Source organism: Cupriavidus sp. C2SS-8b, assembly GCF_057073745.1.
In genome coordinates, this window is the sequence record NZ_CP172718.1 from 210,672 (window position 1) to 228,336 (window position 17,665).

The 17,665-nt window shown below is 59.8% G+C and carries 20 protein-coding genes and 1 pseudogene; 10 read left to right on the forward strand and 11 right to left on the reverse strand.

Features of this window, described 5'->3' with window-relative positions; all coding sequences use genetic code 11:
* Positions 1 to 11 precede the first annotated feature (11 nt).
* Positions 12 to 947: a LysR substrate-binding domain-containing protein gene (locus tag ACIGJB_RS30595; RefSeq protein ID WP_052495059.1), complete on the reverse strand. Its 936-nt coding sequence runs from the start codon at positions 945 to 947 to the stop codon at positions 12 to 14.
* Between the two features lie 395 nt (positions 948 to 1,342).
* On the opposite strand from ACIGJB_RS30595, the pseudogene cuyB reads away from it, so the two are divergent.
* A pseudogene (cuyB, locus tag ACIGJB_RS30600) lies at positions 1,343 to 1,984 on the forward strand (cysteate racemase); the annotation flags it as partial.
* A gap of 63 nt (positions 1,985 to 2,047) precedes the next feature.
* Positions 2,048 to 2,887, forward strand: coding sequence for a D-alanyl-D-alanine carboxypeptidase family protein (locus ACIGJB_RS30605; RefSeq protein WP_052495066.1), 840 nt, complete (start codon positions 2,048 to 2,050; stop codon positions 2,885 to 2,887).
* Between the two features lie 261 nt (positions 2,888 to 3,148).
* Here the strand turns inward: ACIGJB_RS30605 and ACIGJB_RS30610 are convergent, their stop codons facing one another.
* Positions 3,149 to 3,529: a winged helix-turn-helix transcriptional regulator gene (locus ACIGJB_RS30610; protein ID WP_043355288.1), complete on the reverse strand. Its 381-nt coding sequence runs from the start codon at positions 3,527 to 3,529 to the stop codon at positions 3,149 to 3,151.
* A gap of 93 nt (positions 3,530 to 3,622) precedes the next feature.
* Here ACIGJB_RS30610 and ACIGJB_RS30615 point away from each other — a divergent pair, with 93 nt between their 5' ends.
* The 3 genes from ACIGJB_RS30615 to ACIGJB_RS30625 all read left to right on the forward strand — a co-directional run bounded on the left by ACIGJB_RS30615 (position 3,623) and on the right by ACIGJB_RS30625 (position 5,508).
* Complete coding sequence (locus ACIGJB_RS30615) at positions 3,623 to 4,027, forward strand: DoxX family protein (protein ID WP_043355290.1); 405 nt, start codon at positions 3,623 to 3,625, stop codon at positions 4,025 to 4,027.
* Positions 4,028 to 4,039: 12 nt separating this feature from the next.
* Positions 4,040 to 4,771 carry an SDR family NAD(P)-dependent oxidoreductase gene (locus ACIGJB_RS30620; RefSeq protein ID WP_043355291.1) on the forward strand — a complete coding sequence of 244 codons (732 nt, stop codon included), beginning with the start codon at positions 4,040 to 4,042 and terminating at the stop codon, positions 4,769 to 4,771.
* A 98-nt stretch (positions 4,772 to 4,869) separates the two neighbouring features.
* Positions 4,870 to 5,508 carry an NAD(P)-dependent oxidoreductase gene (locus tag ACIGJB_RS30625; protein WP_043355292.1) on the forward strand — a complete coding sequence of 213 codons (639 nt, stop codon included), beginning with the start codon at positions 4,870 to 4,872 and terminating at the stop codon, positions 5,506 to 5,508.
* Positions 5,509 to 5,766: 258 nt separating this feature from the next.
* Here the strand turns inward: ACIGJB_RS30625 and ACIGJB_RS30630 are convergent, their stop codons facing one another.
* The 4 genes from ACIGJB_RS30630 to ACIGJB_RS30645 are packed head-to-tail and all read right to left on the reverse strand — an operon-like array spanning position 5,767 to position 8,070.
* Positions 5,767 to 6,498, reverse strand: a complete 732-nt coding sequence (locus tag ACIGJB_RS30630) for a hypothetical protein (protein WP_066735637.1) — start codon at positions 6,496 to 6,498, stop codon at positions 5,767 to 5,769.
* 47 nt (positions 6,499 to 6,545) lie between these two features.
* A complete protein-coding gene (locus ACIGJB_RS30635; RefSeq protein ID WP_043355296.1) occupies positions 6,546 to 7,181 on the reverse strand; it encodes a hypothetical protein in 636 nt (211 codons plus the stop codon).
* A 29-nt stretch (positions 7,182 to 7,210) separates the two neighbouring features.
* On the reverse strand, positions 7,211 to 7,534 hold the full coding sequence (locus ACIGJB_RS30640) for a hypothetical protein (RefSeq protein ID WP_066735635.1): 324 nt from the start codon (positions 7,532 to 7,534) through the stop codon (positions 7,211 to 7,213).
* 5 nt (positions 7,535 to 7,539) lie between these two features.
* Complete coding sequence (locus ACIGJB_RS30645) at positions 7,540 to 8,070, reverse strand: HAD domain-containing protein (RefSeq protein WP_043355300.1); 531 nt, start codon at positions 8,068 to 8,070, stop codon at positions 7,540 to 7,542.
* A gap of 330 nt (positions 8,071 to 8,400) precedes the next feature.
* On the opposite strand from ACIGJB_RS30645, the gene ACIGJB_RS30650 reads away from it, so the two are divergent.
* Entirely contained in the window at positions 8,401 to 8,664 is a 264-nt protein-coding gene (locus tag ACIGJB_RS30650; protein WP_043355301.1) for a helix-turn-helix domain-containing protein, read from the forward strand.
* A 25-nt stretch (positions 8,665 to 8,689) separates the two neighbouring features.
* On the opposite strand, the gene ACIGJB_RS30655 is transcribed toward ACIGJB_RS30650, so the two are convergent.
* Both ACIGJB_RS30655 and ACIGJB_RS30660 read right to left on the reverse strand, forming a co-directional pair.
* Entirely contained in the window at positions 8,690 to 8,890 is a 201-nt protein-coding gene (locus ACIGJB_RS30655; RefSeq protein WP_373424148.1) for an H-NS family nucleoid-associated regulatory protein, read from the reverse strand.
* 60 nt (positions 8,891 to 8,950) lie between these two features.
* On the reverse strand, positions 8,951 to 9,982 hold the full coding sequence (locus ACIGJB_RS30660; RefSeq protein ID WP_043358190.1) for a DNA-binding protein: 1,032 nt from the start codon (positions 9,980 to 9,982) through the stop codon (positions 8,951 to 8,953).
* A 526-nt stretch (positions 9,983 to 10,508) separates the two neighbouring features.
* Between ACIGJB_RS30660 and ACIGJB_RS30665 the strand changes: the two genes are divergently transcribed.
* Genes ACIGJB_RS30665 through ACIGJB_RS30680 form a run of 4 tightly spaced genes read left to right on the forward strand, consistent with a single transcriptional unit; the run spans position 10,509 to position 15,044 of the window.
* Positions 10,509 to 11,741, forward strand: a complete 1,233-nt coding sequence (locus tag ACIGJB_RS30665; RefSeq protein WP_483735130.1) for a tyrosine-type recombinase/integrase — start codon at positions 10,509 to 10,511, stop codon at positions 11,739 to 11,741.
* Positions 11,742 to 11,798: 57 nt separating this feature from the next.
* Positions 11,799 to 13,064, forward strand: coding sequence for a site-specific integrase (locus ACIGJB_RS30670; protein ID WP_035864572.1), 1,266 nt, complete (start codon positions 11,799 to 11,801; stop codon positions 13,062 to 13,064).
* On the forward strand, positions 13,054 to 14,037 hold the full coding sequence (locus ACIGJB_RS30675; RefSeq protein WP_035864569.1) for a tyrosine-type recombinase/integrase: 984 nt from the start codon (positions 13,054 to 13,056) through the stop codon (positions 14,035 to 14,037). The genes ACIGJB_RS30670 and ACIGJB_RS30675 overlap by 11 nt, the downstream gene beginning before the upstream one ends.
* A complete protein-coding gene (locus ACIGJB_RS30680) occupies positions 14,034 to 15,044 on the forward strand; it encodes a site-specific integrase (RefSeq protein ID WP_035864567.1) in 1,011 nt (336 codons plus the stop codon). The genes ACIGJB_RS30675 and ACIGJB_RS30680 overlap by 4 nt, the downstream gene beginning before the upstream one ends.
* Positions 15,045 to 15,382: 338 nt before the next feature.
* Here the strand turns inward: ACIGJB_RS30680 and ACIGJB_RS30685 are convergent, their stop codons facing one another.
* The 3 genes from ACIGJB_RS30685 to ACIGJB_RS30695 form a co-directional block, all read right to left on the reverse strand.
* Entirely contained in the window at positions 15,383 to 15,718 is a 336-nt protein-coding gene (locus tag ACIGJB_RS30685) for a helix-turn-helix domain-containing protein (protein WP_043355318.1), read from the reverse strand.
* Between the two features lie 461 nt (positions 15,719 to 16,179).
* Complete coding sequence (locus tag ACIGJB_RS30690; RefSeq protein ID WP_043355321.1) at positions 16,180 to 16,587, reverse strand: DUF4345 domain-containing protein; 408 nt, start codon at positions 16,585 to 16,587, stop codon at positions 16,180 to 16,182.
* A 10-nt stretch (positions 16,588 to 16,597) separates the two neighbouring features.
* Positions 16,598 to 17,662 (reverse strand): sterol desaturase family protein, encoded by a 1,065-nt coding sequence (locus ACIGJB_RS30695; protein WP_306418434.1) that lies wholly within the window; start codon positions 17,660 to 17,662, stop codon positions 16,598 to 16,600.
* Positions 17,663 to 17,665 lie beyond the last annotated feature (3 nt).

Genomic DNA, 17,665 nt, shown 5'->3' on the forward strand with positions numbered 1-17,665 from the left:
TCGCCGCTTGTTCAGACTGGAGCATCATCTTCGACGTGTTCACACGATGAAGTATTGTCCAATGACTGCCACAGGTCTTGCAGCGTAGGGTTGGCGTTGGCAATCGCCCGGTAGCACCTGATTTCCAATTGAGCAGTCCAGGTGTCGTGGCCCGCCTGGACGAGGCGTCCCGCTGCGATCTCCTCCGCAACCGCGCTTACCGGTAACCACGCAACGCCGTATCGCTCGACCACCATCTTCATCAGCAACATCGCCATGTCCGCCTCGTAGCAGCTACGCAGATGGTACGGTGCGTCGGCGCTGTTCAAGATCATATCGACAACGCGTCCCATGAATGTCGTGGCCGTGTACGCGAGGTACGGGAGCGGAGCGTCGGTCGTGCCCGGCAGCGAAAAGATCGGTTTGCCGCGGTCGTCTGGCGCAGATACAGGGATGAAATCCTCATGGCCTAACGTGATGCCGGCGAACTTGTCGCGGTCGAGCAGGATCGGCACGAGTGGATGGTGATAGCCGATCATCAAGTCGCAACTGCCTTCAGCCAATGCGACGACGGCATCGTGAACGTTCGCTGCGACGACTCGCGCATTGAAATCACCGGTTTGTTGGTGGAACTGCTTCAACCACCTTGGCAAGAACGTCAACGAGAGCGTATGGCCGGCGGCGATCTGGATGGAACGGCCTGGCATCTTTGCCTCCTGGCGCAGTTCCGAACGCAGTTCCGTAATGGCACCGACGGATTCTTTGCTTTGCTCGCAGAACCTGCGGCCAGCAGGCGTCAATTCGACCGGGTAGGTGCCTCGGTCTACCAATTCGACGCCAACCCAATCTTCCAGCGACTTTACGCGTCGAGAAAGTGCTGATTGCGTAACAAATCGGAGCTCTGAGGCCCGGGAGAAGCTGTGCGTCTGTTCGATCGCCAAAAGATCTTCGATCCACTTCAGTTGCATTTGGCACCTCTTTGCCGCTGAGGGTCACACGTACCCAAGTGGGCAGCCGAACGCCCACGTAAACCCCATGTATGGACCGAAAACGCAAGAAATAAGCGAATCCTGATCATCAAAGTACAGCATAAAGTGCGCTATGTGGCGCTCCAAGCAAAACTATTCTGGTATGGAATAGTTTCAATTTACATCCTCATAAAGTGGATTCCATTGCGCTCCTAGAATCCGGTTGGCAAACAAGGCGCACTGATGAGGAATGCGATGGCTATTCAACAAGATTTCAAGGGAACGCGGCGCGAGCATGACTTGCTTGGCTACCGCGAGGTGCCGGCAGACGCGTACTACGGCATTCATACGCTGAGGGCACTGGAGAACTTCCCGATCACTGGCGACCCAATCTCGCGTCCAAGGACCAGGATCACATTAAGATGGTCGTGGAGCAGAATCCGCAAATCCCGGATCGCACGGCAAATCTGCTGCGCCACGAAGCGGACCCGACAGTTGCACTCTACGCAACCTGCAAACGTCTGGAATCTGAGGGGGCAAACGCCATTGCGATCCCCTGCAATACCGCCCATGCGTATGTTGAGCGGATTCAGCCGCATCTCTCGATTCCGATCGTCAACATGCTGACGGAAACCATCGGACACATCGTCGGCAAGTATGGAAAGGGAACGAAAGTTGGACTTCTTGCGACGTCGGGCACGGTGGAGAGTCGGGTATATCACGATGCTGCCGCAGGGCAGCTAGAACTGATCACACCGTCGCCCGACTTCCAGGCGATGGTGATGGAGGCAATCTATGGCCCGACAGGCGTGAAGGCTGGCTACACGCAGGGGCACTGTGCAGCGTCGCTTCGGGCAGCCATCGAGCACCTCCAAAATAAGGGTGCGCAAGTCCAGATCCTCGGCTGCACCGAACTCCCGCTCGTTTTCTCGCAGACCGACAGCTTCCCGGTCGGAAGCGCGAGCGTCGCACTAGTGGACCCAACTGATGTCCTTGCAAAACGGTGCGTCCAGCTAGCGTCCTCCGCCCAGGCGTAGTCACCTACACAATGCTCTCCTCGAGGCGGCCTCACGCCTCGGCCCACGCACGACAGTTCATTGATGCCTTTTTTGCGCTTCACTCGTTTTCTTGCCGCCTCGGCATTTGCTTTCGGCGCCCTCCCCCTCCCCGCAACGGCCGCGCAGGCTCCACAGATTGCAGCACGCTCTTACATTTTGCTCGACAGCGGCTCGCATCGCGTCATGCTCGAGAAGAATGCTGACGAGCGTCTACAGCCCGCGTCGCTAACTAAAATGATGACAGCCTACGTCGTGCTTGACGCCCTGAAGGCGAGCACGATCAAGTGGGAACAGTTGGTGCGTGTGGAGGCCAGCGACCTTGCTCATGTGGGCGGCGACGAGGCAACCATGCGCCTCCAGGCCGGCCAGATCATCAGCATTCAGGACCTACTGACGGGTCTCATTGTTGTCTCAGCAAACGATGCGGCAATGGTCCTGGCCCGTACGGTCGCCGGGTCGGAGGACGCATTTCTAGGGAAAATGAACGATTACGCCAATCGTCTAGGGCTGAGTGCCAGTCACTTCGCCACCCCTTCCGGCATTACCACGCCAAACCACTACTCGACTGCCCGAGACATTGCCCACCTGTCGGTGCGCTTGACGGAGGATTTTCCGGTCTACCTGGCCTTCTCCGCTCAGCGGGATTTCAGCTATGGCAGCTTCACCAGACACAACAAGAATCGGCTGCTGGACGATCCAACTATCGATGGCCTGAAGACGGGCCATACTGCCAAGGCAGGCTATTGCCTGGCGGTCACGGCAAAGCGCTCGGTGGCCAAGGGCAAAGCGATGCGACGTGTTTTCGCTGTGGTTCTCGGCGCACCCTCCAACGATGGGCGCTTCGTCGCGGGCAGGCAACTGATCGATTACGGCTTTCATTGAGCCCGCTGCGGCTCTGAGCCGCTCGTCGCTGGGGATGGTCAACGGCAAGCAGCGGTATAGCCCTCTGACTGCATGTTGTGCCGGCGTATGGGGGCGCGCAATGCGAAGCACGAGAACTCCAGGTCGCCGTTGACGGGAGTTTGTGTAATTCCTGGCACGTTAAGACTCTCCCTCACTAGCGGGTTGACGATGCTCACCCCTGCGCTTGGCGAGCGTGATGCGAACCGGTGCCGGGGCAAACGCAGTCTCATGCCGGATGCGCTAACTCCCCTTTGCCCTGCGCCCGCGCGACGTCGGCTTCGCCGGCACACTTCTCCCATACTCATTCCACCACGCTGTCAGCGCCTCCATCGTGGCCCCCAAGCCGCGCGCCTTTGCCGTGATCTCGTACTCGACGCGCGGCGGCACCTCAGCAAACACCGTGCGCGATATTAGGCCATCCGCCTCCAATTCACGAAGCTGTGCCGTCAACATGTGCTGAGTGATCCCCGGTATGGCCTTGCGCAGTTCCCCAAAGCGATAGATCCGCTGGTTGAGCAGCCACATGATTTCCAGCTTCCACTTTCCCGACAGTAGCGCAAATGCCCGGCGCATTTCCTCGTGCATGTTGATCTCATCGCCGCCATTAGTCTTCTTTTCCATACTAACCACCAGTTTTTCATCCTACTTGCTGACTTTTAGCTTAGACGACATTCTGTTGCGTGTCGATGCAATCCCCCAGCTTTAGGAAACCTCATGACTCAAAGTTACGTGTACTGGATCAGCACGGCGCTGCTCTCCTTGCTCTATCTCGCTTCCGCGACGATGTATTTAGCCAAACGGGCTTGGGTTGTCCAGGCACTTACAGACCTTGGCTATCCCGGCTATCTCGTACCGTTTCTCACTGCGGTAAAGCTCCTGGGCGTGGCCGCCATTTTGGCGCGCGTCAGCGCGCCGCTAAGCGACCTGGCCTACGCCGGCATGTTTTATCACCTGCTGCTGTCTGGTTTGGCTCACCTTGGCGTCCGTGAACTGAGAGGTGCGCTGCCTGCGGTAGTCGGCGTTGTGCTGCTCGTTTCGTCGTTCGCAACACAGAACATCGCTCGCGAGACCCCGTCCCCCTACGCTCCATTTGCGGAGCGCCAAACATCCCTCAACTAACGGAGATCAACCATGGCTCGACTCAACGGAAAAGTCGCGATCATCACTGGTGCCAGCCGCGGCATCGCAAAACTGTTTGCCGCAGAAGGCGCCAAAGTGGCCGTTCTTTCGCGCACCCTGGCCAATGTGGATGCGGTCGTTGCCGACATTCGCGCTGATGGCGGAACGGCAATCGGCGCGCTTTGCGACATCGCCAATGCCGGCGAGATTAAGGCAGCGGTGGATAAAGTCGTCGCTACCTATGGCGGGATCGACATCCTCGTCAACAATGCCTTCGACTCATCCGCGCCGTTCTCTTCCATTACCGATCTGTCGACGGAACAGTTGCAGCGCAATTTCGAGATGGGACCGATTGCGTATCTGCGGACGATGCAGGCGGCGTACCCCTACCTCAAGGCGAGCGGTGAAGGACGTGTCATCAACTTCGGCTCAATGGCTGGTGTCCTGGGCTTGGTGGGATATGGTCCGTACAACATGGCCAAAGAGGCAGTGCGCGCTCTCACCCGCACCGCTGCCCGTGAGTGGGGCCCCGACAAGATCACGGTGAATAATGTACTGCCGGTGGCCGAGACATGGGGTCCGGAAACCAACGTCCCTCCGCCGACCAACCCGCTCGGCCGCTATGGTTCGCCGGAAGACGATATTGCGCCTGTCGTCCTGTTCTTGGCGAGTAAGGATGCCCAGTTTTTGACCGGATACAGCCTTACCCCCGACGGCGGCTCGATCATCGACAGCGCTCGATAGCTCGGAGCAACTGTCCGTGGTTCGAACACGTATGCAATGCTATCAAATTTGATCGGGCCACTAGCACCTGAGGCTGTGAAGCGGCAATTGAGAGAGAGATGAAAGTTACCCTTTTCGGAGCGACCGGGAAAACCGGGCCATCCCTTGTAAACGAGGGCCTGCAGCGCGGCTTCGAACTCACCGTCTTTGCACGTTCCAGCAGTAAGTTTGAGAACGCCAATGTGCAGATTGTCCGAGGCGAGTTTACCGATATTGACTTGTTGCGAGACGCAATCCGTGGATCAGATGCGGTGCTTTCGGCGCTGGGCCCTGCCAGGCAGCCACACCCGAAAGGTATGCCAATCACTACGGCGACCCGGGCAATCATCTCAGCGATGGAACGCGAGCAGGTGAAGCGGTTCATCGCGGTCTCGACCGGGACAGCCGCTGATCCTGGCGATGATTTCGACCTCAAGATCTGGCTGCCTGCCGCAATCATCAAGTTCGCGATGCCAAGTGCTTACGAAGATATGATCGGACTTGCAAGAGCGATCCGTATCTCGTCGCTTGATTGGACAATGGTTCGAGCGGCTGTATTGAAGAATCGCCACGCCGCGGAGCAACTCAACGTCGGCTTGTATGGTCACGCCAAGCATTCGCTGACGGTCGCCCGTGAAGACTTGGCCAAATTCATGTTTGATCAAATTGCGAACCACGATTTCGTTCGCCGGGCTCCCGGAATCAGCACCCGACAATGACTTCGGGGAGGAGACCGCTAAGCGCTTAACTGCCCGGCCCAGTGTTCATGAACGCTGATTTTCCGTCCTGCTTACAAAGCGGTAAAACACATCGATTTCCGGGACTGTTGGGAGTTGCACCGCCTTTCAGTCACGAACTGGACTCTCGGCGCATGAATGATGAGCGACCAAGAGTGTCGTACGGGACGGCGGCATTTGACGTCGGTGAAGGGCGCCTCCTACGGCCGTTCTCGTCAGTCCACAGCGCTGCCTCGAACTCTAATGGATGGCCTCGGCACGCAGCAGCTTCCACGTGCCAATTTGGTGGTCGAATACGGCCCCATCGGGAGCCACCGCAGATCGCACATCCCAAAATTGATACCGGTCTGCCTTCCCGCCGATGGCGATAGTTTGTCCGCGGGCAATGCTCGCGCCCTTCACCAACAAATGCCGGGTAATGATTCCGACAACATTCGCACAGTTTGGGATTTCGGCCGGGGCACTGACTTCCTTCATCCCAAAATTATGCATACCGCAACTATAGGCACCGCTGCCGGCCCCATCGACCGTCACGACAAACGCCCGAAGAATCCCATCGACGCCCTCGCTCGCGAAGTCCAGCCATTTTTGCGGCGTATGGGCAATGCCGACGTGCTCGACGAGCACACCCAGCGCCCCAGCTTGAACCACAGCGCTTGCCGCAGCCATCAGATGCATCATCCGATGCAAACTGCCCCCCGCGCCCTTGATAATGACGCACGACGCGTGCTGCCTCACTGCACGCATCTCGCTGGTGTCGTGCCAGTGCAGACCAAAACACCAAAAATCCAGCACGGTATTCCTACGACGTCCTTTCCGAAACTCGATGAGGACGCTCTCCCCCGTGTGCAAATCCGTGAGCATGCCGTCAACAAGACGATACTTTGGCGCTTGAGAACTTAGCGCGGATAGAAATTCGGCACGGGAGACCCACGCGCCCGGAAGGGAAAGAACAACGAGAGAGTTTTGCATCGGACGGCTACATGAAAGTTGTCGAAGCGGCGGCGGAGCGATGCTCGTCACATACCAACTTCGATTTGATCTAATCGACAAAGCAAGGCGTCGGTTAGCCAGGACAGGAAAGCGCACCATCCGCCGTGTGAGAGACCCTGGCCGTCAGGCGTATCGATCAGCCACCCCGACGACTGGCCCGGCGCGCAATCGAGTTGCCACCGTAGCCATCGACGGAGAGGCACCGTGAACTCCGACGGCACGTCGTCAAGGCGGATGTATTCTTCGGGTTCAGATTTGATGGTTTGCAGTCCGCCCGGCAACCAATTCGCCAATGCGCAGTGTCGTTGCGCTGGTGTCGACGTTCGTTCCTCCCTCGGAGGATCTTCGTAACCTACGGTCACCGCCGTCACGCAATCTTCGCAACTGAGCGCACCATCATTCTTTGCGCGTTGGATGTTGCGCAGAATCTCCTGCGTGCGAAGAAACTGGCGCTCGGAAATCTCCCGGGTCGCCCGGAGCCGGCGATTCGCCCGGTACAACGTTTCCAGCGGGTAGCGTTGGGCGAGTTGGACCACATCAAACAGGGTCGGACGCGCGAGGATGATAGGGATTTCCGCCGGGGTGCCGCGCAGTTTGGGGTTGGACCATAGGTGTGCACCCGCGCGAAACGCCAGGTCTCGGAATACAAATTTTTCAGCCATGGTACCCCTCCCAGCAACTCGAAACCGTCTTAGATCGACTCGCGCGATAGCACGGTGCCCTGCGGCACGTCCTCCGAACGATGCATCGTGCGCTTAACCGGTGCCACGACGCTAAGCGCCATGCCGACCAATTGCATTGGGCGAACGAGGTCCCGTTCCACATTGTCTAGCGATGCGATGGTCCGGAACGTTGTGCGCGGCCCCGGGCCCCGCGCATCGAACTCGTCCATGACGATTCGGTAGGCACCGGTCACCAGCGAATCGCCCGCGATGTTCTCGATCTCAAGCTGCCCAAGTGTTCGGCGGCAGTCTTCCTGTCCGTCTGGAATGAGTTCCACGGTCACGCGTAGCATGGTGTTCACTTCCCGCTGAGCGTGCTTGCGGCCATCCCCTGCAGTCGCTGGGTCAGGTCGCACCGTGTCGACGCGCTCGCAAGCCCCAGCGCCCCATCCGTCTCGACCAAGTGGTCGCGCAGCGCGACGGGCCAGCCCTCGCTGTCGTCGTCGATGGCCAGCCAATGTTCGGCCCGCAGCCCAGATCGCGCAACGTATCGCGCGATCTGGGCATACCGCGTGAGTTCGCTGAACCAGCTCGCGTCGATGCGGTGCGCACCCTCATGGTGTCGCGCCATGGCCGAATGCCAAGTAGCGCCGATCACGCGCGCCTGCAACGCAGCGGGCAGATAGGCTTGGGTTCGGCTGAAGCTCTTGAGCACGCGCACCCACGACGTGGAGAGAACAATCTGGACCTGGGGATAGGGGGCGAGAGCTTCCACGAGAATCGGCGCCCACATGAACAGCGAGCCTGCCGCACGCAATTGAGGCCGGCCATTGACCAGATAGGCCGCATCGGGGTGCAGAACACCGTCGTAGTCCAGAAACAAAATCATCGTGCATCGTGTCGTTGCGCTGACGCAGGGCAATGCGTAGCCGCTCGTGCCTGCCGCCCCAGATCCGCCGTTCGGCGGCAGGCCCTCTCGGTGCTATGCGCGCGGGGCGGCGATCGGTGTGCGCAGCAGTGTGACGCCGCGCGAAGCCCTTGGTTAAGGGCCGCTGCAAAGGCGGCATTGTGTCTCAACGACTACAGAATGAGAAGACCTTGACGCAAGAATATGTTCGGAAAGCCTTGTCTTTCATGGAAACGGCGAGCTTATATAGCAGGAAAATATTGTGACTCAACGACCACTGACAGATAAGGGAACGGTCCGCAATATGGACGCATGTCCCGTGTCCATCAGCCCTCCGCTCGTGAATTGCTCGCCCTGAATATTCGGCGACTGCGCGCGGCCTATGCATGGACGCAGGAAGATCTGGCCTGGCAAGCGGACATGGACCGTTCGTTTCTGGCACACGTCGAAAGGGCGGCCCGCAATTTGTCGATCGACGTCATTGAACGGCTGGCGCTCGCCCTGGAAGTCCCGGTCGCGGAACTGTTTCGCGTGCCAGACGTGACGCCCCCGCGCAAGCGCGCCCCGCGTCATTGAGCCAGGGGCGTTTGGCGCAGATTCCTCAGTCGATCTGAAAGAATTCCGGCTGCTGTCCGGCGTTGATGGCCCGCTGAAACCAGTCGGGACGCTCCCCTCGCCCATCCCAGGTTTGCCCCTCGGCATTTTGCGGTAGCGTGGCCGTGCCGCTGTGGGCGCGAAACAGCCGGCCGCCAATAAATCGGCCAGTGTCAGGCCCGATTGCGCCATCTTGATACGCACCCAGCGAATGGCGTCGGCGCGGGCAATCTCATGGGGCGCGTGCATGGGCGGTGGCTCGAAGCGGTTAGGCGGCGGCCTTGCGCCGTGCCCCGGATCGCACCTTGGCGCCGTCGCGCCAATTGCCCAGCAACTCGCGCGACAGGTCCCGTTCAGTCTCGGCACGCTCGGCCCGCCGGGTCATTTCTGCCAAGGCCTCCTGGGCGGCACCCAGTTGTTGCTGTCCGCTCTCCTGCGCGTCCTGCAGCGCCGCGCAACGTACCTGCGCCGCCTGCGCCTGGGCTTGCCAACTACCCAGCGCTTCGGCCGCGGCCACCGCTTCCTGCCGCTGCATGTCGCGCAAGCGATCCACCTCCACCCGCGCCGCATCGAGTCCCCGGTCACTCTGGCGCCGCGCCGTGCGTTCCTGGTCCAATTCCAGTTGGGCACGCCGCACGGCAGCGTCCCCGCGCGCCTCCATCGCTTCGAGTTGCTCGCGCATGCGCTCCAGCTCCGCCAGGAAATCACTGCGCGCGGCGCCCGCCTGCTCGCGCGCCGCCAGCAGTTCGCTCTGCAAGGCCTCCCGGTGCGTCGATGCGGCTGCTTCGGCGCCGCGCGCCTGCGCCACCTGCTCCTGCAACTGGCGGCATTCAGCCCGCAACGCCTCGCGCTCGCGCTCGAGCGCGGTGAGCGCGGCTTGAGCGTCGGCGAAAGCCATCTGCGCGGCATCCCGCTCGGCCGCGACGACTTGCTCCTGCGCCTCTATGTCTTGGCGCGTCGCGGCGAGTTCGGCCAAGACGGCTTCGCCGGCGGCGCGCCAGATGGTCTGGACGGCGTCGGCAGCCACCTGCTTCAGGCTGTCGGGGAGATCGGGATGGTCAATCGTGACCCGCGAACGGGCGCGCAGGTCTTGCCAGAACTGCTGCAGCGCCTGGGCCGGCGTGCCCATGCTGCCCTTGCGCACCAGTTGATAGAGCTTGTTGGTGGTGGGCGTGATGCCGTAGCGAAAGAACAGCAGCCCGCACACCTCGCGGTAGAGCGTGCGCGTGTCGGCGTGAAGGTGCCGCAACTGCTCGACCTCGGCTTCGAGGCGAAGGGGATCTACAGCGTCTGGCGTCATGGTCGAGCACCTTTTTGGACATTCAGAGTTAAATATTACTACGTAATACGTAGTGGATAACAAGATTCGTGTAAAAGTTTAGACATAAGTACGCTTATGTCTATAATATTGGCTCGAATCGCCTCCCCACGCTGCCCCTGTCGGTATGCATAAATTTGTGCCCTCTTTTTGCAGAATTTTGTTCCCGACCCCCATGGGCACGCCTGGCTGGCGCGCTGGAGCGCACGCACCGGCGGCAGGCGCGGCGTGACTCGGCTAGCTTGCGTGGCACGCCTGACGGCGAACGTCATCGCTTTGCGCAGCTGAATCCCGTCCATCGGATCGCCCCGCGCCGTCGGCGGGGTGAAGGCTGACGACGGACCGATGCGTTGGGGGAAGGTACAAAATTGCTTCAAGTGTCGGCTGGGGGAACAATTTCTTGCAGCGTTTCTCGACGCAATATTGTTACCATCGCCCTGCAATCGGCTTGCTGGCGTGCGACCAGCGGGAACAAATTTGTGCAAACCGACGCTTAGGCCGATACACCATGGAACTGCTCCCGATTAAACCTTTGGATGGCCTGGCCGCCCCGCTTCCCACCCCGCTGGAGCGCCTGCGCCTGACCCCGGCGCTGTCCGGCGCGGCCGGCAGCAACCGCGCGCCCGCCAGCGCCACGCGGATCGCCGCGGCCGACGACCTGGCCGCCGTCACCGCCTGGCTCGCGCGCTATGCCGACAGCACCGCGACGCTCACCACTTATCGCCGCGAGGTGGAGCGGCTGATCCTGTGGACCGTGCTCCAGGTGGGCAAGCCCTTGTCCTCGCTGACGCACGAAGACCTGCTCGCCTACGAGCGCTTCCTCGCCGATCCGCAACCCGCCGCGCGCTGGGTGCTGGCCGGCAGCAAGAAGCTTGCACGCGGCCACCCCGACTGGCGCCCGTTTGCCGGGCCGCTGTCGCCGTCCAGCGTGCGCCACGCGATGGTGATCCTGAACGCGCTGTTCGCCTGGCTGACCGAGGCGGGCTACCTGGCCGGCAACCCGCTTGCCCTCGCCCGCCGCCGGCGCGCCCCCACCCGAGCGCGCATCACCCGCTATCTGAGCCACGACCTGTGGGAAACGGTCAAAGACACCGTCGCGGCCATGCCGACCGAGACCGCGCGGGAACGCCGGCACGCCGCGCGCTGCCGGTGGGTGCTGACCGTGCTCTATCTGGGCGGCCTGCGCGCCTCCGAGCTGACGGCGACCCCCATGGGCGCGTTCTTCTGCCGGCGCGATGGCCAGGGCATCGAGCGCTGGTGGCTCGAGGTGACCGGCAAAGGCAACAAGACCCGGCTGGTGCCGGCGACCGACGAACTGATTGCCGAACTCGCGCGCTACCGTCGCGCCCACGACCTGCCGCCTACCCCGCAGTTCGGGGAGACGCGGCCACTGGTGCTGCCGGTGATTGGCAGAGAGGGTGGCGAGAAACCCCTGTCACGCGGCGCGCTGCACCTGATCCTGAAAGAGGTGTTTGGCATGGCCGCGGAGCGCCTGCGGGCGCGCGGGCCCGAGTGGGGGGCGCAGGCCGCGGTGCTGGCCAGCGCCTCGGCCCACTGGCTGCGCCACACCGCCGGCTCGCATATGACCGACCAGCAGGTCGACCTGCGTTATGTGCGCGACAACTTTGGGCACAGCTCGCTGTCGACGACGAGCGGCTATTACCGGCCGAAAGGTTTTATGCGCAGTAGCCGAGGTAAAGGCCTTGTAGGCAAGTCCCCAGCGTTGGTTTACTGCACATAAAGTTTCATGATGGGAGTCCTGGCGGCCATCGGGGCCGCCGTTGTGAGGAGCTCGATCATGGAGCATTCCACCCATCAAGTTTCAAGCCGCCTTCCGTTGGAGCAGGTCATTGCCGGTGCCGTGGGCGAACTGGAAAGGCTTCACTACAGCAGACGATCGCTGGGGCGCTATCGCGTAGTCTGGCGACATCTCATCGTGTTTTGTCACGAGATGAGCCTGGGAGATGCGTACTCACAGATGCTGGCGAAACAGTTTTGCACCGCGTATCAGATGCGTGAGGGTGAACGCCTAAACTCACGCCAGGGGTGGCGACGGCATATCGTGTTTGCCCTCAAGGTTCTGGAGGACTTTGCGCATGACGGGCACATTGAACGCACCGTCACCGACATGCAGAAGATACAGGTCCCGGCGCCCATGAGCACGACATTGCGTGACTATGAACTGTACTGCCGGGATCGCCTTCATCTTCGCCCAACGACCCTTCGCGAGCGGATGCGTGAGATCGCGATATTCGCGGATTTCCTTGGTTCAAGGAACATCACGTTTTTTGATCAGATACAGCCGCCCGATCTCTGCGCCTTTGTGACCTCGCAACATCGCCTGGTGGCCAAGTCCGTCTCGCGAATCGTTTCCGATGTGCGCGGCTTTCTGCGGTTTCTTCTGCTGCGAGGACTTCTGCAGCAGGATCTCAGCCATGTATTGCCAGTAGTCCACGTTCCCCGAGATGCGACTGTTCCATCGGTCTGGGACCCGGAACTCGTGACTAGGCTGCTCGAAGTCGTTGATAGAACCTCGCCCAAAGGAAAGCGCGATTACGCGATCCTTCTGCTGGCCTGTCGCCTTGGATTGCGAGCGAGCGACATTCGGACACTATCCCTCGACGATCTGAAATGGGATACAGCCACCATAGAGATTAAGCAGTCGAAGACCCTAGCACCTCTTTGCTTGCCACTAACGGAAGAAGTTGGCGAAGCACTGATTGAGTATCTGAGATTGGCCCGTCCTCAATCGGGTCATCGAGAAGTGTTCCTCACATTGAATGCGCCTTTCCAACCCTTCTGTGAGACAGATAACCTGTATCACGTCGTCGAGAGTTGGAAGGCCCGTGCCGGTATTCGCTTCCGGACTCCACAACGTCACGGATTGCACTCGCTACGCCACACTCTCGCGACGCGACTGCTCCATGAACAGACGCCGTTTCAAGTCATCAGCGACATCCTGGGGCACGCGTCGACGGCGTCGACGTTGATCTACGCCAAGACCAACGTGGAAGCGCTGCGCACGGCCGCGCTGAACACCGAGGAGATGCGCCATGACGAGTAGATCATTCAAGGGACGGTTCCGAAGCGCTGTCGGCTCGCTCATGGAACAGTTTGTCCAGGAGAGACGGGCGTGTGGTTACCGATATGATGAGCCCGCCCGATTGCTGGCGCGCTTTGATCGCTTTCTGTGCGATGAAGGACTATCGCAATGCGAGCTACCGCGCTCGATTAGTCGCAAGTGGCTCTCCAAACAGCCCCACGAGTGTAGGGGCACCCACGATCATCGCATCTGTGCGGTTCGCCAATTCGCCCTATTCATGTGCCGGCAGGGATATTCCGCTGACGTGCCAGCTCGATCTCTGACAGTAAGAAATGCAGATGGTTTCTCGCCACGCATCCTGACCCACGCCGAGATCAACCGGTTGCTCCACGCGGCCGACCAGCTCGTGCCGACCGCGCGATCGCCAATGCGCCATCTCATCATGCCGGAAGTATTCCGGCTACTGTATGGCTGTGGGCTGCGTCTTGGCGAGGTGCTGCACCTTCGCGTGGCCGATGTGGACCTTGACCGGGGTATCCTGACGGTGCGTGAGGCCAAATTCGGGAAGGACCGCCTCGTGCCTCCAGCCTTGCCGCTGGTGCAGCGCCTTCGCAGGTATGCGGGAATCATGGGGGACCGGTCGCCCGAAGCGTACTTCTTTCCTTCACCGTCCGACGGACCGTACAGTCTCGAAGCGGTCTACTGGGTATTCCGGGACCTCCTGTTGCGCTCCGGAATCACGCACGGCGGCAGAGGCAAAGGGCCGCGCGTACATGATGTGAGGCACACATTTGCCGCACATGCCTTGCTGCGCTGGTGCCGCGAGGGGGCTGACCTCGATGCAAAGCTCCCGGTACTGGCGACCTACATGGGACATCGGTCTCTTGTCGGAACGCAGCGCTACCTGCACCTGATAGCTGAACTGTTTCCGGAGATCACGGCGCGCACCAGCGCCGTCTTCGGTGATGTCATCCCGCGGAGGAATGGATCATGAAACCAACGGACTTCTCCATGCTCCTGACCGACTTCCTGACGCATCATCTGGCCGCACAGCGCAACCTAAGCCCCAACACGATCAAGGCTTATCGCGACGTCTTCACCCTGCTGCTGCGATTCTGTCGCGACGTGCGAGGAATCGCACTGGAGCGTCTGTCTCTGGCACAGATCGACGTACCCCTTGTTGAGGCATTCCTTGATCACCTGGTAACCGACCGGCACGTTTCTGTCAGCACGCAGAATCATCGCCTCGCGGCGTTACACGCGTTCTTCCGCTACGTACAGTCGGAAGTGCCCGAGCAACTGTTGCAATGCCAGCAGGTCCTCGCCATTCCGCTGCGGCGACAGCCGCGCCCCAGCGTCGATTATCTCTCCAAGGAATACCTTGCACAGCTTCTCGCTCAACCGGATCTGCGTACGTCTGAGGGCCGCCGAGATGCAGTAATGTTAAGCGTACTCTATGACACCGGCGCCCGGGTACAGGAGTTGATTGACCTGAACGCTGGCGACGTGCGCCTGGATCCTCCGTCGCAGGTACGACTCATGGGAAAGGGTCGAAAGCTACGCGCCGTGCCCCTGATGGACTCGACTGTCGAACTGCTGCGCCAGTATCGACGCGATAACAACCTCGATCGCCCTGAACAGACCGACAAGCCACTCTTCCAGAACCGGCAAGGCACACGGTTATCGCGCTCGGGTGTGCGGTATCTTCTCGAAAAGTATGTGATTCCTATACGACGAAGTCACCCCGAGTTTACGCAGCGGGTGAGTCCCCACAGCCTGCGGCACACAAAGGGAATGCACCTGCTGCAAAGTGGCGTCCCGCTCGAGATCATCCGCGACTTCCTGGGTCACGTCGATGTGAAGACTACCGAGATCTATGCTCGCGCAAATCTTGAGATGAAGCGCAAAGCGCTCGAGAAAGTCAGTGACGGTGCGCCGCTTCCAAAGTTCCCATCGTGGCAGCAGAACAAAACGCTGCTCGAATGGCTCCATTCGCTGTAGGACCGAGGAGGTTACGCACGCCGTTTGTTGGTTGCGGGCCTCCACATCCTGTCCAAACTTTTATGTACAGTTCCTACGACCGAGAACCTTTGCCTATCGCGAGTGGGATTTGAGACTGCGCATAAAACCTTTCGGCCGGTAATAGATCAAATGTGCTGCAGCACATTTGCGCTATCTGCACAGCGAAGAGGATGCGCGGCACGAGGCCACGCAGGAGCGGCACCGCATCGGATGGATCAGGAAAGCATAAGGCGCGTCAGCACACCAAGCGAAGTGCATTTCCGCACCGATCTGGGATCGCATCAGAGATTGATGCCCAGCCTGATCGCAGGCCTCTACTACTCTTCCAGCCAGGCGTGCTGTCGCCTGGCCGCGTCCTCGCCGATCTTGGCCGTATGGGCCGCTGCCTGTTCAAGCCAAGGCGCATGCGCCCTGGGAACGACCAGCATCGCCAAACCCAGTCCGTCCAACGCACGCAGGGCGTGCTCGAGATTGACGCCCTTGCCGTTCTCGAGCTTGGACAGCATGCCGACCGAGACCCCGCAATGTCTTGCCGCCTGGTCAATGGGCATCCTTTTCCCTGCCCGCGTTGCTCGAATGCGGTCGCCCAGTTGGTGAATGGTGCGAATCGTCGCACGCGACGGTGGCTTCGGATCAGGTAGTGGTCGTGGCATGGAGGTCGTTCTTGCAAAAGGAACACCAGCGTGGAGAGCGGTTTTCTGTGTTGTTTCACTATCGTGAAATTATACTCTCACAATGGCGGCCGGATGCCGGCAAAGATCTGCGCCTGCTAATAAGCACTTCGCAGAGGGTGGCAATTGCAGACACGGCATCGAAAGACCCCAGAAGAGACCGAACACTACGGTCCTGGACGCAACCTCCGTAGTCTCTACTGGGGCCAGGCCCCAACACCTTGACTGCTCTCGGGAGAGCTAGCGTTCTCTTCGCTGCGTCGGACCCGTCGCGATGAAAGGATGCTTAGAAAGCGGTGAAGCCCGTCAACGCGGATATCTCGCGCGTTGTCCGCAAGACCGGTATCAGGACAGGTGGAGGTTGATCGGTGCGAGTTTAACTTGATAGGACTGGGTGAACGATGACCTCATGTCCACGCGTCGCGGGCGCTCAAAGTGAGCGCTCATCTCATGGAAGAGCGCGCATCATGTTTGTTGAGGAAGCACAACAGCGCTAGGCCGGTGAATGCCGCTGCTGCTTCGATTCCAAGCAACATTCGAACGAGATCATTTGGCCACCCGTCAGCGGAAATGCTGACCAGCCGCCCGAGCACCAGGCCGCTGGTGAACACGACGTTGATCCACATCGAGGGCTTTCGCCACGCCTTCGAGAGTAGACCCAGGGCCAGCAACAGACTGATACCGAGATGCATGCCACCGTAGTTGGCACGGATCTCATTGAAGGCATTCACCGAATGGGGTTGCATATCGAGGCCCGCCATTGCCGTAGCGGGGTCGTGAAACGTATGCAAGCCAATTAGCAGGAAAGCCAGTGCCGAAACGGCCAGGTATATTTGAGAGAGGCGATGCATGAGTTGGCTCTCAGGTAGCGGACGTTGACGGAGTGGGTGTCGACTCACTGCCGGTCGGCTCGTTCCTGTCCACCGTCCATGTGTGGATGGGTTCATGACCACGGCGCACCCATTCCGGCGGCCGCCACAGGTGTTGCAGTCGCTGCCACACGGGCCCCGGTGACATCACGTCACGCCACATGTCGACAAACTCGTGGAGATTCAGCACCAGGATATTGTAGGACTTAATCTGTTGGGTGATGCCGTATTGCACCGTCTCCCGTTCTTCTTCGAAAGTGCCAAACATGCGATCGAAAATGATCAACATGCCACCGTAGTTCTTGTCGATATATTGGTCGTTTCGGCCATGATGGGCACGGTGATGGGACGGTGTATTGAAGATGTACTCAATCCAGCCAGGAAGGCGGCGGATCAGTTCGGTATGAATGAAATACTGATAGGACAGATTCACGGCCAGGATGAGTGCGACTGCGGCCGGCGGCACACCGAGGAGCACGGGAGGAAGGAAAAAGATGAAACTCCCAGCGACCACATTGAGCATCGATTGTCGTGCCGCCGTAGTGAAGTTCATGTTCTCGCCGGTATGATGAACGACGTGCGCCGCCCAAAACCAGCGGATTCGATGGCTGGCGCGATGAAACCAGTAGTAGCAGAACTCGACCGACAGAATGATTGGGAGAATGGTCCAACCGTCCACCGGGATATCAAACAAACGTTTTGAATATACCCACGCATAGATGGATCCTGTCACAAGAGCCACTCCCAGGGGCTCCATGATCTGGTAAGTGGTGCCCAATGCGATGTTCGCCCACACCTCTTTCCAGTTCAGTGTCGATTCGGCTCTACGCCTTCGATTGATCAGGGTCTCGAGACTGAATGCAATGATGAAGAGAGGAACCATGCTGAGCATGAACGCCTGCTTCCAATCCACGGACTTCCCAAATATGGAATGCAGCCAGTTCATCATATCGGACGGCAATTTAGACTCCTGTTCGCTTGGCTTGCCGACAGTTTGATCAAACTGGTGACCCTCCGCATTGACAGTCCTCGACACTTTCTTGACACTTCGCGACATTGT

Coding starts and splice junctions, on each gene's coding strand:
- ACIGJB_RS30695 (WP_306418434.1), bottom strand. CDS start 17,662: ATGTCGCGAAGTGTCAAGAAAGTGTCGAGGACTGTCAATGCGGAGGGT.
- ACIGJB_RS30665 (WP_483735130.1), top strand. CDS start 10,509: ATGGAACTGCTCCCGATTAAACCTTTGGATGGCCTGGCCGCCCCGCTT.
- ACIGJB_RS30625 (WP_043355292.1), top strand. CDS start 4,870: ATGAAAGTTACCCTTTTCGGAGCGACCGGGAAAACCGGGCCATCCCTT.
- ACIGJB_RS30605 (WP_052495066.1), top strand. CDS start 2,048: ATGCCTTTTTTGCGCTTCACTCGTTTTCTTGCCGCCTCGGCATTTGCT.
- ACIGJB_RS30660 (WP_043358190.1), bottom strand. CDS start 9,982: ATGACGCCAGACGCTGTAGATCCCCTTCGCCTCGAAGCCGAGGTCGAG.
- ACIGJB_RS30680 (WP_035864567.1), top strand. CDS start 14,034: ATGAAACCAACGGACTTCTCCATGCTCCTGACCGACTTCCTGACGCAT.
- ACIGJB_RS30640 (WP_066735635.1), bottom strand. CDS start 7,534: ATGCTACGCGTGACCGTGGAACTCATTCCAGACGGACAGGAAGACTGC.
- ACIGJB_RS30670 (WP_035864572.1), top strand. CDS start 11,799: ATGGAGCATTCCACCCATCAAGTTTCAAGCCGCCTTCCGTTGGAGCAG.
- ACIGJB_RS30690 (WP_043355321.1), bottom strand. CDS start 16,587: ATGCATCGCCTCTCTCAAATATACCTGGCCGTTTCGGCACTGGCTTTC.
- ACIGJB_RS30620 (WP_043355291.1), top strand. CDS start 4,040: ATGGCTCGACTCAACGGAAAAGTCGCGATCATCACTGGTGCCAGCCGC.
- ACIGJB_RS30635 (WP_043355296.1), bottom strand. CDS start 7,181: ATGGCTGAAAAATTTGTATTCCGAGACCTGGCGTTTCGCGCGGGTGCA.
- ACIGJB_RS30645 (WP_043355300.1), bottom strand. CDS start 8,070: ATGATTTTGTTTCTGGACTACGACGGTGTTCTGCACCCCGATGCGGCC.
- ACIGJB_RS30595 (WP_052495059.1), bottom strand. CDS start 947: ATGCAACTGAAGTGGATCGAAGATCTTTTGGCGATCGAACAGACGCAC.
- ACIGJB_RS30675 (WP_035864569.1), top strand. CDS start 13,054: ATGACGAGTAGATCATTCAAGGGACGGTTCCGAAGCGCTGTCGGCTCG.
- ACIGJB_RS30630 (WP_066735637.1), bottom strand. CDS start 6,498: ATGCAAAACTCTCTCGTTGTTCTTTCCCTTCCGGGCGCGTGGGTCTCC.
- ACIGJB_RS30650 (WP_043355301.1), top strand. CDS start 8,401: ATGTCCCGTGTCCATCAGCCCTCCGCTCGTGAATTGCTCGCCCTGAAT.
- ACIGJB_RS30615 (WP_043355290.1), top strand. CDS start 3,623: ATGACTCAAAGTTACGTGTACTGGATCAGCACGGCGCTGCTCTCCTTG.
- ACIGJB_RS30685 (WP_043355318.1), bottom strand. CDS start 15,718: ATGCCACGACCACTACCTGATCCGAAGCCACCGTCGCGTGCGACGATT.
- ACIGJB_RS30610 (WP_043355288.1), bottom strand. CDS start 3,529: ATGGAAAAGAAGACTAATGGCGGCGATGAGATCAACATGCACGAGGAA.